This is a genomic window from Rhizobium sp. BR 314, from assembly GCF_047445805.1.
Lineage (GTDB): Bacteria > Pseudomonadota > Alphaproteobacteria > Rhizobiales > Rhizobiaceae > Rhizobium > Rhizobium lusitanum_B.
In genome coordinates this window covers 219066-236768 of the sequence record NZ_JARWLA010000004.1, presented here as the reverse complement: position 1 = coordinate 236768, position 17703 = coordinate 219066, and the positions used below count along the sequence as shown (strand labels likewise).

Sequence of the window (17703 nt, the reverse complement as noted above, 5' to 3'; positions counted from 1 at the left end):
TCGGATGTAGCGCTCCGGTATCCCGTGACCAAGCTATGGTGCTATTGAATGCCGCCAGGCAGCTCGTTAAAATTCAAGGGAGCCGGGGCTTTCGGTGTCTGCACGTTGGGTGCCGGCTGAGCCTCAGCTTTGGCGCGCTGCTCCGCCGCAGCTTTTGCCTTCGCGTCCTCTGCCGCCTGCCTTGCCTTGGCTTCCTCCTCAGCCTGCCTGGCCTTGACGTCCTCTTCGGCCTGCTTTTCCGCAGCGGCTTGCCGAGCTATATCGCGCAGCCGCGTCTCTTCGGCGCGGCGCTGCTGCTCGATGGCCGCATCACGCTGGCGCTGGGCCTCGCGCACGGCAGCCGTATATTTGTAAAGCGACACCTCACGCCGAAGCCGCTGCTTCTCCAGCACATTGGCCTGTAAGCGCTCGACACGCCGCCGTTCGCGCTCGAAGGCCCGAACGGAGAGGAAGCTTGTAATGTCGGTCACATCCATCGTTCGCCCCGGCGTTGCAAGCGGCCCGGCGAAATCGAGGCGTAGAGCCGGCTCAGCGCCACTCTGCGCTTCGCTTCCGGCCTTAAAGCCAATCCCAAGAGATCCGCGCATCCGCTCGTCTGGCAGGCTGATTTCTGCATTGCCCGAAAGCTTCGCCGTGTCGTTGCTGACAACAATGTTGGTGGCGCGCGCGACACCCGCAGAAATATTGAAGGGGATGCTGGTCTGCGCCAACACCGCCTCGCCATTGTTGAGCAGCGTCTGCACGATCGGCAAAACCTTGTCGGCTGTGATCTCGCCCTGAATTTGATCCGTGGCCGACAGCAACGGCGACAGGACGGATAGGTTGAGGCCGCGCACATGCGCTTCGCCGAGCTTGATCTCGCCCGAGCCGCTGGCGTTTGCAGCAAGCTCGGCAATGCTCTTGCCGCTCGCCTCGACATTCATCCCCAAACCGAAACGACCGCTGGCAAGCGGCGCGCCATCGCGTTGCCAGACCACGGCGGCCAGATCTCCGTTGACGAGATTGAGCTTCGTCTGCATCAGGCCCGTGCCGTCGGAATTGGCGAGCATCAGGCTGCCGTTCAACGTGCCGCCATTCCAGCCGCCAGCCAGATCGTTCAGACGAAACTCCTCGCCCTTGTAGACCACATTGCCGGTGAAGTTCGAAATCCGTCCGAACATGCCGGGCCACACCTGCTTTGCTGAAAGCTTGACCCCAATATCGAGCCCTGTGAAGGCCGGCAGACCAAGCTTCTCCTTAGAGAGATTTCCCGTTTTGGGATCCTCCATCGGCCCGTAGATCGCCTCCGCGAGCCAGCCGAGATCCATCTTGTCTAGCGCCAGCTCGCCCGTCGCCTTGATATTGGCCGCCTTTCTGTCGAGCGTGAACACACCCGACACATTGTTGTCTGCAAGCAGCCCCTTCATGTCGGACAGCACGATCTTGTCCGGGCTTAGAGCTGCATTGGCCTGCAACTTGACGGGCAGTCCGCTGCCCATCTGCGGCACCCCAATGCCGTTCATCACGAAATAGGGATCGATATCGGCGCTTTCGAGAGACAAGGCGATATTGCCGTTGAGGAAACTGTCGGGGCGCACATCGACCTTGCCGTTCGCCGTAAACGACGTCTTGTCGGTGGCAAAAGTCAATGCGGCGTCAGCCGGATCCGTACCGCTGGCGGAAACCTTCAGCGTCAGGCGGCCATTGGCATCGGCTTCGACCGGCAGCGGATCAAGCCCGGCCTGGCCAAACACAATCGAGGTGATGGAGTTTTCGAGCGTCCCCTCTAGCGTCGTCGTTCCCTTGCCAGCGAAAGCCGAAAGGTCCGACATGCGGTAGTCGAAATTGACGCGGCTGCCGTTGGAAACGCCTGCCAAGGTCACGGTCAGCGCATTATCCTGATCGCCGCCAAGCGTTACCGCGCCTCGAAGGGCGGTATTTCCGTACCATGCAGCATTGCGCACCAACCGGTCCATCACCGGGTGATGCGGCAGATGCTGACGCAGCATCTCGAAGAACGGCCCAGGATCCGCGGCCTTGAAGGTGATTTCGCCTGATCCCTTGTAGTCTGACGGCGAGCCCTCTGCCCGCCCGGTCGCGGTGATCTCGGCGCCTGCAACGTTGCGGACAGTCAGCTTATCGAGTGTGAGCGAGCCGTCGGCAATTGAAAACGAGGTGTCGACATTGTCTGCCGGCACGCCGAAAGCCATGAACTTCCCGGCTTGCAGATGCGCAGTGATGTGGTGATCGAATAGAGATTCGTCGCTGTTCTGGCCAGTCATAAGCCCAGTCAACGCCCTTAGCGCGTCGAGATCGAGTGCGTCGCCCGAAAGGTCAACGGCAAGCTTCGGAGTGGTCTTGCCGCCCGGCGCCACGCGATCGAGCCTGCCCTTCAGCGTCGCAGCGCCGATCGCGATCTCCAGATTCTCAAAGCGCTGCGCGTCGTGGCGCAGGCTGACATCGGCGGAGAACCCGGCCTGCCGCAACTGGCGAATCGAGGGATCGACGGACCCTACCAGCCACGAAGCAAGGCCGGAGGGCTGGTTCGACGCAACAACCAGATTGCCGACGAAATTCGGCTCACCTTGCAGCACGAGACTCCCACGCGCTTCGACCTGTGTGCGACCCGGCAGCATGCCGATCGCATGATCGATCTTCCATCCCGTTCCCGCCGGCTCCAGATCGAGCTGAACGTCACGGATGGTCGTGTCGCCGGCAACGATCGCCGGCAGGCGGAATGTCGCCTTGCCCGGCACCTGCGGCACCGGAATCTCAGCCGCGATCGCGATCAGATTGTTGAGGCGCTGACGAGCCGAAACCGCCGGGTTTCTGTTGGTCTTGCCATTGGCACCCTTGCTGTTGCCAAGCCGATTGACGTCGATCTGCTGACCATCGGCGGTCAGCAAAAACTCGGGCTTGGAGCCGGTATCCAGCGTCGCCTCGCCCGTGACCACATAGGGATCATCATCTGCACCGACTTCGAGGCGGTATTCCGGCACGCGAATACGATCATTCGTCAGTTCGAAACGACCCTTGATGCGGGGCTGCGCCTTCTGATCGCCAGAATTGCGCGACTGCTTGTCGTTGACCCCCGCCGTAAAGGATCCCATGTAGTCGGGCTTGCTGTTGACCAGCTTCAACTCGCCGTCGAGATCGACATTGAGGGGATGACGGTCAGGCATCAATCGTGTGCGGACGCGCAGGACGCCATTATCATCCGGCTGGCTGCTCGAAACCGTGAAATTGCCGTGCTCGCTATCGAGTGCCGCATCCCCTTCGATGCGCCACGGGCCGGCAAGCGATCTCGCGGACATCTGGGCATTGAGGTTTGCCACGTGCCGGGTGCGGCCCGACTGCTCGTCGATAAAGACGATATCGCCGTTTTCGACATGCACGCTTTCAAGCACCACAGACTTTGCCGGGATCTCGGGCTGACTGCCGCGCATCCAGTCCAGGGTGCCGTCCTTCAGCAACCGCAGACGCACCTTGGGCTTCGATACACGCATGTCGAAGATCAGCGCCTCGCCGGAAAGGAAAGGCGCGAGCTCGGCATCCATGGAGAATTCGGCAATCTGCACCAGCGGCGTGCCATCGGCCTCCTGGCCGACTCGCAAATCATGCAACGTCACGGATGGAAACGGCAACAGTCGCGCGTCGACGGTGCCGTGAACGGTCACCTTCTTGCCGATAATGCGGCTCGCCTGATCCTCGAAATTCTTGCGAAAATCGGTCCAGTCTATGAAGAGCGGAGCAAGCAGTGCCAAAAACAGCACCACCACAAGCAATCCACCCAGAAAAACCAGGACCCTTCCCAACAACGCTAGCCGTCTCCAATCTTCATTCCGAATAGACGATGAATCTCAGTCTATCCAAGCACATACACTACATCGCCCCAGATACGCACTTCTCTATTGGCTCTCAACCAAGAATCGCACCCATTTCCCGAGGCTTGCCACATAATTCAGCCCTTCCTGGCCGCTTTCCATGACATAAGTTGGGAAAAGCCGCTGCAGCCTAGAACATGATGCCGAAAAGTGTAAGCGGTTTTCCAGCGGCATCATGCCCTACTCCCTTGATTCTAGAGCGAATTCGGATCTCAGGTCGGTGTGGCCTAAAATCGCCCGGCTCTAGCACCATTCCGGTGCATAGCAGGCCAGGATCATGGGAATGCTTCACTCTTCAATGCGGGTGGAAAATCTTTCCTGGGTTGAAGATGGAATCGGGATCGAGGGCTTCCTTGACCTGTCGCATCACGTCGACGGCATTGCCGAGTTCCTGCTCGAGAAACGCCATCTTACCCTGCCCTATGCCGTGCTCACCCGTGCAGGTGCCGTCCATGGCAAGCGCTCGGGCGTTGAGGCGCCCCACGAAATCCTCGACAACGGCAATGCCTTCCGCAGTCTTGTCGTCGAAGAGCACGAGCACATGGAAGTTGCCGTCGCCGGCGTGGCCGACAATAGGCGCCAGCAAACCATGTGCCTCGATATCGGCCTGTGTTTCCGCGACGCATTCCGCAAGCCGCGAGATCGGCACGCAGACATCCGTCGACAATGCAGCGAGTTCAGGCGCCAATGCGCGGCAGGCCCAGTAGGCATCATGACGCGCTTTCCAGAGCTTGTTGCGCTCTTCTGCATTGTCGGTCCAGAGAAACTCGCCGCCGCCACATTCCGCTGCGATCTCTCCAAATTGCGCCGATTGCAGCGCGACTGTCTCGTCCGTGCCATGGAATTCGAGGAAAAGCGTCGGCTTTTCTTCGTAGGTCAGGCCGGAATAGCGGTTGGAAGCGCGCATCTGCACGGCATCGAGCAACTCGATACGCGCGACCGGAATGCCCATCTGAATGGTCATAATGACGGCATCACAGGCAGCCTTGATATCCGGGAACGCGCAGGCGCCACCGGCAATCTTTTGAGGAATGCCCTGCAGCCGCAGCGTAACGGACGTCAACACGCCAAGCGTGCCCTCGGCGCCGACGAAAAGCCGCGTCAGGTCATAGCCGGCGGAAGATTTCTTGGCGCGGCGTGCGGTGCGGATTTCCTCGCCATTGGCGGTGACGACGGTCACGGACAGCACATTGTCCTTCATCGTGCCATAACGCACGGCATTGGTGCCAGAAGCGCGCGTCGACGTCATGCCGCCGATCGAGGCATTGGCACCCGGATCGATCGGAAAAAACAATCCGGTGTCGCGCAGATAGACGTTGAGCTGCTCGCGCGTCACCCCAGGCTCGACCGTGCAATCCAGATCCTCGGCATTGACTTCGAGAATGCGGTTCATGCGGCTGAAATCGATGGAGATTCCACCACTCGGAGCGTTCACTTGCCCTTCGAGCGAAGAGCCCGTGCCAAACGGGATGATCGGAACCCGATGCTCGGCACAAGCCTTGACGACGGCCTGCACGTCATCGCGCGTCTCGGCGAAAACGACGCCGTCTGGAAGCTGCGGAGGGATGTAGGTGGTGGTATGGGCGTGCTGTGCACGAAAACTTTCACCGGTCTGGAAACGCTCCCCGAAAGCCTGCTTCAAGACGCCGAGAACGGCTGATATCCCAGCCTCGTTACGTTTTCCCGCCTTCGCATCAGCCAGAACCATAGTCCGAATCTCCCATCGCGAGCACAAAGGACGTTAACCTTTTGCGGTTCTATGGGACATAGAAACAGCCGTGTCCAGCCATGAAAAGGGCGAAACCGACCTCCCTTCCTCAGAGGGGTTGATGATGGCTTCAAACCGCTTGAAGGCGCACCGCCAAAGCCGGTCAGCCGGGCGTTCCCGCCGCGCGAACCATGCTGCTCCAGGCGCCTGGCGCAATACCGAATGCCTTCTTGAAATGCCGGGTCAAATGGCTCTGATCGGCAAAGCCGGTCGCAGCGGCAACTTCGGCAATCGGTTCGCCCTCGACAATCAACGCCTTTGCCTGCCGCAGCCGGCGCATCAGCAGAAATCGATGCGGGCTGGTGGCGAAAGCGGCTCGGAAATGCCGAGCAAGCGCAAACCGGTCGAGGCCAGTGATCTGCTCCAGCTCCTGGGAGCGAACACCGCGTGTGACGTGCGCTTCCAGATATTCCCGCGCCGCTTTCGCCTGCCCCCAAGCAATGCTGCCCAACGGCCGCTGCGGCAGGCGCGCATGCTGCACGAGACCATCGGCCAGGCGAGAAACGAAGTCGTCGACGAATAGCTCGTCCAATTCGCGATCAAGCTCGCCCAGCGCCGCCAGCAGCAAACCGGCAAGCCGATCGTCTTCAACGATCGGGTCATCGACGAAAGGCAGGCCGATGCGCGCGGCCTCCAGACACTGGAAGAGCACCGAAGGCTCCAGATAGAGCATGCGATAGACGAGCCCGTCCTCTGTCGCAGCGCCGCCGTCGTGCAACTCGTCTGGATGAAGGATGATCACCCGCCCCGGCTGGCTATAGCGCCGCTCGCCGCGATAGCGGAACGTCTGCACGCCTCGCATGGTGACGCCAAGCGCATAGGTATCGTGTCGATGCAGATCGAACGCATCGCCTCGAAATTGCGCCTGGATTCGTTCGATACCTGGATAGGCTGGCGCCGATAGGATGCGGTTGGCATCCGGCGTCACGCACAAACGTTCAAGACCCTCGAAGATCTGTCCCGCTACATCGTCGCGCAATGTCCCATTTCCAGGCTGCATGAAAGTGACCATCGATGTTCGATACTAAAATCGCGATCGTTCTGCGGAGCGATCTTCAATCCTGGCAGAAGCTGAACGTGACTGCCTTCCTGTCGACAGGCATCGCCGGGCAACATCCCGATATCATCGGCGAAGCCTATCGCGATCGCACCGGCAACGTCTACCATGCTTTGTCGATCCAGCCGATCATTGTCCTTTCAGCCGACCAAGACAAGATCTCCGCCATCCATCGCCGCGCGCTGGAACGCGGCGTCACCTCTTCCGTCTTCATCGAAGAAATGTTTTCAACCGGCCATGACGTGGCCAATCGTGCAGTCTTTTCCGAGTTCACCCCTGAAGACGCCAAGGTCGTCGGCATCGCCTTGCGCGCGGAAAAGAAGATCGTCGACAAGATCACCAAGGGTGCAAGCATGCATGCGTGACCGTGCGAGTAAAAAGAACGGCCGGATCGTGAGACCCGGCCGTTTCATTGAACAGGTTAGCCGTTCTGCGTGATCGGCGCGATCTGGATCTCGACGCGGCGGTTCTGGGCGCGGCCAGCCTCGTTCGCATTCGTTGCAACCGGCTGCGAAGGGCCGAAGCCGATCGCCGACATGCGACGCTGATCGATACCCTGGCTGCTGAGATAGGAAGCAACCGAGCCGGCACGGCGTTCGGACAGATCCTGGTTATGCTGCAGACTTCCGGTCGAATCGGTGTGGCCGTTGACGTCGATGAGGGTGCGGTTGAATTTGCGCAGAACGATTGCGACGGAATTGAGCGTCGCGAAGAATTCCGGCTTGATCGCATCCCTGTCGATGTCGAAAGTGATGGCCGACGGCATGTTGAGGATGATGCGGTCGCCGACGCGGGTAACCGAGACCCCGGTGCCCTGCAACTGCGCACGCAGCTCGGATTCCTGCTGGTCCATGTAGTTGCCGATACCGGCACCTGCTAGCGCACCGACGCCTGCACCGATCAGCGCGGCATTGCGGCGCGACGATGGCGAATGACCAATGAGAAGACCGGCGACCGCGCCGACGCCGGCGCCGATCGCCGCACCGCCGGCCGTGTTGGACACCTTCTGCTCGCCCGTATAGGGATCAGTCGTGGTGCACGCGTTCAAAAAGGCTGCCGCTAGGGCAAGAATGGCAATTTTCTTGATCATAGAATCGTCGCTCTCCGGTTCGATGTCCGCAGCAGATATGAAACATTGCGGCAAGATGATGAAGAGAAATATTCACCAATTCTCTGTTCCCTGTGTATAGAGCATATGCACAACTCCTGCGGAAAGCGCGGGATACCGGCGCTCTACGGGGTCGATGGTAACCCCGCCCCACCTTGCTTGCGGCGCCGATTGGCGATCAGGCGGCGTGGAAAAGCTGAAGTACGGCATTGAAGCTTGCATTGGCGATCGACAAAGACTGCAGGCCGAGCTGCTGCTGTGCCTGCAGCGCCAATACTCTGCTCGACTGTTGCTCCATGTCAGCGTCCACGAGTTTGCCCACACCGGTCGTGAGGGAATCGTTGAGATTTTTGGCGAACTCAGTCTGAAGACTGATGCGGGACTCGAGCGAGCCGAAAGCAGATCCGATCGTATTGAGCTGCTTCAACATCCCCGTCACCGTGTTGACCATGTCGGTGATCGCCCCCTTCGTCGTATTTGCATCAAGGGAGATTTCGGTCTGGCCGCTGGTGCTGCCGTTTTTGCTGCTGATCAGGACGTAGTTCTTGGCCGCGCCGGCCGCCGTCGCAAAGGCGGTCGATGTCAGCACGCCGTATCCGCCCGAACCACTCGATTGATCGTCGATCAGATATCGGGCATCGGCGGGAACGATGGGGCCGCCGGTCGAGGTCACGCCTTCGTAGTTCAGCATGCCGATCGAGATGCTTCCATTGGTGTTGCGGATAAAGGACCCGGGAATCTGATGCGGCTTTGTCGGATCCGTACCGTCTTGCAACACAGTCCAATTGACGCCGTTGAAGGTTGCCGATTCACCGACGCTGCGCAGTTGCTGCTTGAGCTGGGTGATTTCGTCGTTGAGCTTGGTTTTGTCGACGCTCGTCTCATAGGCGCTGACAAGCTTCGTACGGATCTGCGTCACGACATCGATCGCGCCCTCCACGCCTGTGGAGGCCGTGTTGACGGTCGAGGCAGCAAGACCGAGTGCATCCTGCACCGACGATATCGCGCCGACGTCGGTGCGCGTCAAAGCGGAGATTCTCCAATAGGTGGCGTTGTCCTTGACCGTCTGCACTCGCAGCCCGGACGACATCTGCCGCTCCGCATTGGCCAATTTGGTCTGGGTGTCCCTCAGCACTTCCAGTGCTGTAGTCATAGAGGGAGTGACCCTGATGAAGGTCGAAAAAATACTCACGGCACACGAACTCCGGACGCAACAATACGCAACAAATACAAGGAAACATTGCAACCCTGCCGCGGGCAATCATGCACACGGGCCGATCGTGTCGGCGCACGGGGAACCAGGCAAAAACAACGCCAAAGTTCCAGCGGTTACTCCCCGCTATGATTAGCAAACACACTTAAAAAAGCGCTAAGCCACACGCATAATTTACCATAACTCAGCGTGCACCCTTAAATCTGCGCAATTTATCCGTGTCGACTTCATTCAGCCGCGCGAAGATTGGCCAGCTTTGCGCGCAGCACCGCATCGGACATTTCTTCGTGCAGACGCTGCTCTTCATGCGTCTGCGGCTTGGCGAAACGGGCGATGAGGAGATAGGCGACCGGCGTAATGTAGAGAGTGACCAGGGTCGCGAAACCGAGGCCGCCCACGATCACCCAGCCGAGCGCGATACGGGCTTCGGCGCCTGCTCCTTCAGCGAACACAAGCGGCACGCCGCCGAGAATGGTTGCGATCATCGTCATCATGACGGGGCGCAGCCGCAGCGCACAGGCCTGCTCGATCGCCTCTCGAACCCCCTCGCCCTTGTCGCGAAGCTGGTTGGCAAATTCGACGATCAGAATGCCGTTCTTGGCCATGACGCCGACAAGCAGCACCAATCCGATCTGGCTATAGATGTTCAGGCTCGAACCGGTGACAACGAGCGCAAACACGGCGCAAGCGAGACCGAGCGGCACGGTGGACATGGTGATTAGCGACGACAGCACGCTTTCAAACTGGGCTGCCAGGATCAGGAAAATGATGACGATGGCGAAGCCAAAGGTCAGCGCCATGCCGCTGGAGTTTTCCTCCAGCGTCGCGGCTTCCGCGAGCGGCATCAAACGCGAACCCGGTGGCAGCAGAGGTGTAGCTACTCTCGTCACCTCCTCCACGGCCTGTCCGAGTGACATGCCATCTTTGAGGCCGGCGGTGATCGCCACAGACGCCAGCTGCTGATCGCGGGTAAGCTGCGGCGCGACGGCATTCTCTTTAAGCGACGCGATGACGGACATCGGCACGATCTTACCGTCGCCGGTCTTCAGAAAGACGTTTTCAAGATCCGTGGGATCGTCGATCGGACGCATCGTTGACGTCAGCAGAACCGGATAGGATTCGCCCGCGACGAAGACATCGACCACGGAGCGTCCCTCAAGCAGGGACTGGAGCGCCGTCGACAGTCCGGATATGTCGATGCCGAGATCGGACGCCCGCTCCCGGTCGATATTGACGGAGACCTGCGCCTGCGTCGGTTCGCTATTGAGCCGCGGCGTATCGAAGCGACCGGTCGCATCGAGCGCGTGAACCAGCTTCAAGGCCGCTTCGGTCAACGCTTCGTGATTGCTGCCGATAATGGCCATCTGCACACCGCTACCGGCGCCGCGAATGCGAAGGCTGTTGGCCTGAATGACATTGCCGCGCAGAGCCGGAACATCAGCCATGACGCGGTTGATATCGGCGACAATCTCTTGTTGCGTGCGATGCCGCTCATCCCAGGGCGCCAGCGTTAGCACCATGAAACCGGTGTTCTTCTGGCTGTTCAGGCCGGAAATCGCATAAATATTGCGAAGATCGCCGCTATCCATCAGTGGCTGCAGCCGCTCCTCCACACGCTGCAGCTGATCCTTGGTGTAGTCGAGGCCAGCCCCTTGCGGCGTGGTCAGCCGCAGCATCACCATTGCCCGATCTTCATTGGGCGTGAGCTCGCTTTTGACATTCGTGAAGGCGAAGATGGCGGCGGCCGAAAACAGGGAGCAGAAGACGATGACCACGAGCGGCGCATTGAGACAGGCAAGCAGCGTGCGGCGATAGACATCGGCAAACAGCTCGCCGAAACGGCCGAGCATGCCGTGATCCTCGCGCATCTCCTTGGTCAGCATTCTCGAGGCGAGCATCGGACAAAGCGTCAGCGCCACGATCGACGACAGGCCCACAGAGAAGGCCAGCACGAATCCGAACTCACGGAACAGGCCACCTACCTGCCCCGGCAGGAATGACAGCGGAATGAACACGGCGGCAAGCGTCGCCGTCGTGGCGATAACGGCAAAAAAGACCTCACGCGTCCCAAGCACCGCGGCGGCCCGTGGTCCGATCTTCTCGGCACGGCGACGAACGATGTTTTCCAGCACCACGATGGCGTCATCGACCACAAGGCCTGTGGCAAGCACGATCGCCAGCAGCGTCAGGATGTTGATCGAGAATCCGACTATATAGAGGGCGGCAAGGGTGCCCGTCAGCGCCACCGGCATGGTGACGACGGGGATCAGCGTTGCCCGCCAGTCCCGCAGAAACAGATAGATGACGATGGTGACGATGACAGCCGAAAGGACGAGCGCCAGCATCACCTCATGGATGGCGCCTTGAATGAACACGGCATCGTCGTTGGTAACGACGATACGCGTCCCCTCCGGCAGCGATTTCGAAAGCTGCGCGACGACCGCCTTGATACCCTTCGAAATATTCAGCGTATTCGACTGTGCCTGGCGGATGACGCCAAGCCCAACGCCCTGCACGCCATTGGAGCGCAACACGGTCGTCCCGTCGCGCGGGCCGAGCGTGACGGTCGCGACATCGGAAAGCCGAACGCGATCCTTGATGATGAGCCGCGAGAAATCCTCCGCCGTCTGCAGCGCGGCCGTAGCGCGCACCACGATATCCTGGCGCACGCTCTTCAGCGATCCCGCCGGCACATCGAGCGCCGCAGTGGCAAGCGCCTTCGTGAGGTCGCCGATCGTCAGACCTCGCCCTGCAAGCGCGGCCTGATCGACATCGATGCGAAAGACCTTTTCCTGCGAACCGTAAAGCTCGACATCGGCTACACCGTCAACCGAGGCGAGCCGGCTGACGATTTCCTTGTCCGCAAGCTGGGTCAGGTCGTCCATCGTCATCGTGCTGGAGGTGACCGCAAGGCGCATGATCGGCTGCGAATCCGAATCCGCCTTGACGATCTGCGGCGCATCCGCCTGATCGGGCAGCTGTTCGGAGATGCGGCCAATGGCATCGCGGACATCGTTGGCGGCAACCGAAAGATCGGTGGCGTCAGAAAACTCCAGCGTCACCCGGCTCTGTCCGAAGGACGAGCTTGATGATACCGATTTCAGACCGCTGACGCGGGCAACCGCTCCTTCGATGACCTTGGTCAGTTCCTGATTGACAGTCTGCGGCGACGCGCCTTCGAAGGTGGTTCGCACGGTAACGACGGGCCGATCGACATCCGGCAGTTCACGCACCTCGACGCCGAAATAGGCGGCAAGGCCAGCAACGACTAACAGCGTATTGAAGACCAGTGCCAGAATAGGCCGCCGTACGAAAAGTGCGGTGAAGGACTGCTTGCCCGGGCTCGCACCGGTTTCGTTCATATCGCCGCCGTGCCTTGTCCCATGCCCCATCATTGCGTCATGACCTCCGCCGCCTGGGCGACATCACGGGCGAAACGAACCGAGCCACCCTCTGTCACGCGCTGCAATCCTTCGACGACGATGAGATCGCCGTCGCGAAGATCGCCCTTCACCAACACGGCATCCGGATTGCGCTGCACGATGCTGACGCGCACCTTCGAGGACTTGCCGTCGGCAACGCGCCAGACATGCGCGCCCTCCCCATCCCATTGGACTGCGAGCGGATCGACGGAGGGATAGGAATTGCCGGCAAAGCGCATGGCGACATTGAAAGACATGCCGGCACGCAGTTCGTCGGAAGCATTGTCGATGCGCGCACGCACGCGCAGCGTCCGGCTCGCGCCATCGACGCGATTGTCCACGGCTTCGACGGCACCGGTGAAAATCCGCCCCGGCAGCGCGACCGATGTCGCCTCGACAGGCTGATCGACCTTGACCGTATTGGCAAAACGCTCGGGCACCCAATAGTCCACCAGAATCTCGGAGCGGTCGTCCAACATGACGATGTTGGTCGACGTCGTGACGTTATCGCCGACGACGACGGGAACGATGCCGACGATCCCGTCGATCGGAGCGACGATCTCGCGGCGCTTCAGGGCGAGTTCAGCCGATTGCAGCGCGAGCTTCGCCCCCTGCTCGACGATCTCAGCATCGAAGACATCCATGCGCGACACGGTAGATTTGATGTTGCGATAAAGCTGGAATTTCTCCGTCGCACTCTTCAGCGCCACTTCAGCCTGCCCGCGGGCAATGATCTGTTCGTCGTCATCGAGACGCGCCAGCACCTGCCCCTGCTTCACCCTGTCGCCCGATTTGATGAGGATCTCCCGGATGGTCCCTGCTGCCTGCGGCATGACCACGACCGAGCGGATGGCATCACCGGTGCCGATCGCGCTGAGACGGTCATTGACGATGCCGCCCTTGACCGGTTGCGTGACGACGAGCGGCGTATTCTGACCGCGCCGGGCGCCGCCATTTGCAACCTTGCCGGCCTGACCATCCTTTGCGGCATCGCTGGCCCCAAGCATCGCAACGACAGAGCCGGGAATACCAGCTTTCTGTAATAGGCCGGCCGCACCGGGCACGAATGCCACGGCAGCTGCAAAGCCTGCTACCAGTAAGAGCAAACATAAGGAAAGCTGCTTCCAGGCGGTCATGCACGTCTCCGGCTTGTTGTGTCAGAGGCGATGAAATCGCGTCGTCGGTTTGATATGGCCTCGTCTCTTCAGGAGCATGTGTTGAGGCCGGCTTCGGGTTGGTGGCGATATAACGCACGATTGTGCCCGATTTGCTGCAATATCGTTTTTTTGAGCATGAGCGGCAAGATTTGCCGCGCATTATGACAAAGTTGTAATCTTTGCGTGGACAACGATGCGTTTTATCAACGGCCTGACGCGCCGCTTGCGGCACAAAAATCCGCCTTCCCGATGACTTCCTCACCTGTGAATGTGCACTTTTTGTTCTAGTTTCGGCCCGTTTCTTTTGCCTTTCGGGGTAGAATCATTACATTGGGCCGCATGACCATCGGACACGACGACATTCCCTTCTTTGACGAGGAGCCGGAGCACCTGGCGCCGCGCCGCGCTGCGCCGGCTGCCGGCAGCGTTGGCGGCATCGCCGCCCGCGCCATGGCTGCACGCGACAGCGGCCGCCGGCCAGACTATCTTTCGGGCCTCAACCTGGAACAGGCTGAAGCGGTCGAGACGCTCGACGGCCCCGTTCTGGTGCTTGCAGGCGCCGGCACAGGCAAGACGCGAGTGCTGACGACTCGCATCGCCCATATCCTCTCCACCAACCGCGCCTTCCCCAGCCAGATCCTTGCCGTCACCTTCACCAACAAGGCGGCCCGCGAGATGAAGGAACGTATCGCGCTGCTCGTCGGCGGTGCGGTCGAAGGCATGCCCTGGCTCGGCACGTTCCACTCGATCGGCGTCAAGCTGTTGCGCCGTCATGCCGAACTGGTCGGCCTCACCTCCAGCTTCACCATTCTCGACACCGACGACGTGATCCGGCTTATCAAGCAGCTGATTCAGGCCGAAGGGCTCGACGACAAGCGCTGGCCGGCCAAGCAGTTCGCCGGCATGATCGATACGTGGAAGAACAAGGGTCTCAGTCCCGCTGATATTCCGGAGGGCGATGCCCGCGCCTTTGCCAATGGCAAGGGCCGCGAGCTCTATGTCGCCTACCAGAACCGCCTGAAGACGCTGAATGCCTGCGACTTCGGCGATCTGCTGCTGCATCCGATCAATCTGTTCCGGCGCAATCCGGACATCCTGAAAGATTATCACCAGCGCTTCCGCTACATCCTGGTCGACGAGTATCAGGACACCAACACGGCGCAGTACATGTGGTTGCGTCTGCTGGCACAGCGGCAGAAGGGCGAACCGCAGAACGTCTGCTGCGTCGGCGACGACGACCAGTCGATCTACGGCTGGCGCGGCGCCGAAGTGGACAATATCCTGCGCTTCGAGAAGGATTTTCCCGGTGCCAAGGTCATCAAGCTCGAGCGCAACTATCGCTCGACGGAGCATATTCTCGGTGCCGCTGCGCATCTGATCGCCCATAACGAGGGCCGGCTCGGCAAGACGCTGTTCACCGATCGCTCCGATCCCGACGACATCAAGGTGCAGGTGCACGCCTCCTGGGATTCCGAGGAAGAAGCCCGCGCCATCGGCGAGGAGATCGAGCAGCTTCAGCGCAACAAGCACAATCTCAACGACATCGCCATCCTCGTGCGCGCCTCCTTCCAGATGCGCGAATTCGAAGACCGTTTCGTCACGCTTGGCTTGAACTACCGCGTCGTCGGCGGCCCTCGCTTCTACGAGCGCCTCGAAATCCGCGATGCCATGGCCTATTTCCGCCTCGTCTGCCAGCCGGCCGACGATCTTGCCTTCGAGCGCATCGTCAACACGCCGAAGCGCGGTCTCGGCGACACCACCGTGCGTGCGCTGCATGACTACGCCCGCGTTCGCAATGTCCCGATGCTGGCGGCAGCGGCCGATATCATCGAAACGGACGAGATGAAGCCGAAGGCGCGCAAGGCGCTGTTCGACGTCGTGCAATCCTTCCGCCGCTGGCAGGGCCTGCTCGAAAATACGCCGCATACCGAGCTTGCCGAACAGATCCTCGAAGAGTCCGGCTATACGGACATGTGGAAGAACGACAAATCGGCGGAAGCGCCGGGACGCCTGGAAAACCTGAAAGAACTCATCCGCTCCATGGATAGTTTCGAATCCATGCGCGGCTTCCTCGAGCATGTTGCCCTCGTCATGGACACCGAGCAGAACGAGAATCTCGACGCCGTCTCCATCATGACGCTACACTCGGCCAAGGGTCTCGAATTCGAAACCGTGTTCCTGCCCGGCTGGGAAGAAGGCCTGTTTCCGCACCAGCGCTCGCTCGACGAAAGCGGCCGCGCCGGCCTCGAGGAAGAGCGCCGCCTCGCCTATGTCGGCATCACCCGCGCCAAACGCCGCTGCCACATCTGGTTCGTCTCCAACCGCCGCATTCACGGCCTCTGGCAATCCACAATCCCCTCCCGCTTCCTCGACGAGTTGCCGGAAACGCATGTTCAGGTCGCCGAAGTCGAGCAGTCCTATGGTGGGTATGGCCGCGGCGGCTACGGCCAGTCGCGCTTCGACAAGGCCGACCCTTTCGCCAACTCCTATTCCACGCCCGGCTGGAAACGTGCCCAGGCAAACCGCAATGACGCGACCCGCGACAACTGGGGCAGCCGCTCCGGCCATGCCGTCGAACGCATCGGCTACGGCGAAAGCGGCCCGAAGGTGCGCACCATCGACGGCGAGCTGGTGGCCAAATCCACATCCTCCGAACCCTCGAAATTCATGGTCGGCGACCGCGTCTTCCACATCAAATTCGGCAACGGCAATGTTTCCGAGATCGAAGGCAACAAGCTGACGATCGAATTCGATCGAGCCGGGCAGAAGCGCGTGCTGGACGGGTTTGTTGAGCGGGTGTGATTCGACTAAGCAGACCCTCTGGTTTGGGACCAGAGGGAGGCGCATTGATGCGATGGCAAAGATCAAGCAGACCGACAAGACAAACCCCGATTGGCGGGATTTATACCACGAGTTCTGGTGAAGCCGCCTCTGCGTCCGCTATCTGCGCATCCCGGTCCTTCAACCACAGCCCGAATTCCTTCACGATGGCCACCACCTTCTCCAGCCGGGTCCCATCCTCCGTCAGCGAATGTTCGACCTTCACAGGAACCGTCGGATAGACCGTCCGCTTGATGAGACCCGCCTCCTCCAGCGCCCGCAGATCAAGCGTCAGCATTCGCTGCGAGATCCCCTGCATCAGCCGCCGCAACTCATTGAAGCGCTGTGGCCCATCGACCAGATACGACACAATCAGCAGCCGCCAGCGGCCTCCCAGCAAATGCATTGCCTCCTCGACGGAGCAGCCCGTCACGGTCTTTTTCATCGCGTGCACCTCATGCCCGAGGCGGTATAATTTTTGTACCTAGATGTCAAACTTTTCCGTTCTTACTATTCCATACCAAGGGGACTACTTGGTTCAGCGACAGCCTTTCCACGTGAAGGCTGACACTGGAAAACACCATGGAGACCCCTCGTGAAACTGTATTACTTGCCCGCAAGCTGCTCACTCTCCCCGCATATCGTCATCAATGAACTCGGCCTCGACGTCGAACTGATCAGAGTGGATCACACCACGCACAAGACCGAAGCGGGATTGGATTTCCATGACATCAATCCGCACGGTTATGTCCCTCTACTCGAACTCCGCAACGGTGATCGCCTGCGGGAGGGGCCGGCCATCGTGCAATATCTGGCCGACCTGAAACCCGAGGCCGGACTGGCCGCGCCGGCTGGCACGATGGAGCGATACCGATTGCAAGAAATGCTCGGCTTCCTATCCACGGAAATCCACAAGGGCTTCATTCCGCTCCTCTATGCGCGATTGGCTGGAAACTATGTCGAGGCGGCAAGGCCGAAGCTTGAAAAGCGTTTTCAATGGATCGATGCACATCTCGCCGATCGCCCCTTCCTGATGAGGGATCGTTTCACGGTTGCTGACGCCTATCTATTCGCCCTGACAGGATGGGGCCAGGCCGTCTGGCTCAAGTCCTATTACAAAGCCGACATCCATTTCGACGAATTACACAATCTCGAGGCCTGGTATGCCCGCATAAGACAGCGCGATGCGGTTCGAAAGTCGATCGAAGAAGAAGGCCTAGCCTTCTAGGTGCCTCCCCGTTCGGCTTACCGGGGCGCTCTCAACTTGCAGGAGATCCAAATCCGGAGTGACCTCG

Annotated in this window: 11 protein-coding genes; 3 read left to right on the top strand and 8 right to left on the bottom strand. The window is 60.1% G+C overall.

Translation table 11 applies throughout. The features are described 5' to 3' along the window. Positions 1-41: 41 nt before the first annotated feature. The 3 genes from QD461_RS08170 to QD461_RS08160 all read right to left on the bottom strand — a co-directional run bounded on the left by QD461_RS08170 (position 42) and on the right by QD461_RS08160 (position 6631). On the bottom strand, positions 42-3797 hold the full coding sequence (locus QD461_RS08170) for an AsmA family protein (protein ID WP_414087276.1): 3756 nt from the start codon (positions 3795-3797) through the stop codon (positions 42-44). Between the two features lie 361 nt (positions 3798-4158). Beyond that, on the bottom strand, positions 4159-5571 hold the full coding sequence (locus tag QD461_RS08165; protein ID WP_414087275.1) for an FAD-binding oxidoreductase: 1413 nt from the start codon (positions 5569-5571) through the stop codon (positions 4159-4161). Positions 5572-5734: 163 nt separating this feature from the next. Continuing rightward, complete coding sequence (locus QD461_RS08160) at positions 5735-6631, bottom strand: AraC family transcriptional regulator (RefSeq protein WP_414087274.1); 897 nt, start codon at positions 6629-6631, stop codon at positions 5735-5737. Between the two features lie 14 nt (positions 6632-6645). On the opposite strand from QD461_RS08160, the gene QD461_RS08155 reads away from it, so the two are divergent. Beyond that, complete coding sequence (locus QD461_RS08155) at positions 6646-7053, top strand: DUF2000 family protein (RefSeq protein ID WP_414087273.1); 408 nt, start codon at positions 6646-6648, stop codon at positions 7051-7053. A gap of 56 nt (positions 7054-7109) precedes the next feature. Here the strand turns inward: QD461_RS08155 and QD461_RS08150 are convergent, their stop codons facing one another. From QD461_RS08150 to QD461_RS08135, 4 genes are all read right to left on the bottom strand, one after another. After that, on the bottom strand, positions 7110-7778 hold the full coding sequence (locus QD461_RS08150) for an OmpA family protein (protein WP_184703834.1): 669 nt from the start codon (positions 7776-7778) through the stop codon (positions 7110-7112). Positions 7779-7974: 196 nt separating this feature from the next. Next, positions 7975-8949: a flagellin gene (locus QD461_RS08145; RefSeq protein WP_184703833.1), complete on the bottom strand. Its 975-nt coding sequence runs from the start codon at positions 8947-8949 to the stop codon at positions 7975-7977. 287 nt (positions 8950-9236) lie between these two features. Beyond that, positions 9237-12371, bottom strand: a complete 3135-nt coding sequence (locus QD461_RS08140; RefSeq protein WP_414087272.1) for an efflux RND transporter permease subunit — start codon at positions 12369-12371, stop codon at positions 9237-9239. 29 nt (positions 12372-12400) lie between these two features. After that, the gene (locus tag QD461_RS08135; protein WP_414087271.1) at positions 12401-13567 is read right to left on the bottom strand and encodes an efflux RND transporter periplasmic adaptor subunit; all 1167 of its coding nucleotides are present in this window, start codon (positions 13565-13567) and stop codon (positions 12401-12403) included. A gap of 360 nt (positions 13568-13927) precedes the next feature. On the opposite strand from QD461_RS08135, the gene QD461_RS08130 reads away from it, so the two are divergent. Beyond that, complete coding sequence (locus QD461_RS08130; RefSeq protein ID WP_414087270.1) at positions 13928-16390, top strand: ATP-dependent helicase; 2463 nt, start codon at positions 13928-13930, stop codon at positions 16388-16390. A gap of 100 nt (positions 16391-16490) precedes the next feature. On the opposite strand, the gene QD461_RS08125 is transcribed toward QD461_RS08130, so the two are convergent. Then, positions 16491-16853: a winged helix-turn-helix transcriptional regulator gene (locus tag QD461_RS08125; protein ID WP_414087269.1), complete on the bottom strand. Its 363-nt coding sequence runs from the start codon at positions 16851-16853 to the stop codon at positions 16491-16493. 150 nt (positions 16854-17003) lie between these two features. Here QD461_RS08125 and gstA point away from each other — a divergent pair, with 150 nt between their 5' ends. Continuing rightward, the gene (gene gstA, locus QD461_RS08120) at positions 17004-17636 is read left to right on the top strand and encodes a glutathione transferase GstA (RefSeq protein ID WP_414087268.1); all 633 of its coding nucleotides are present in this window, start codon (positions 17004-17006) and stop codon (positions 17634-17636) included. Positions 17637-17703: the final 67 nt, after the last annotated feature.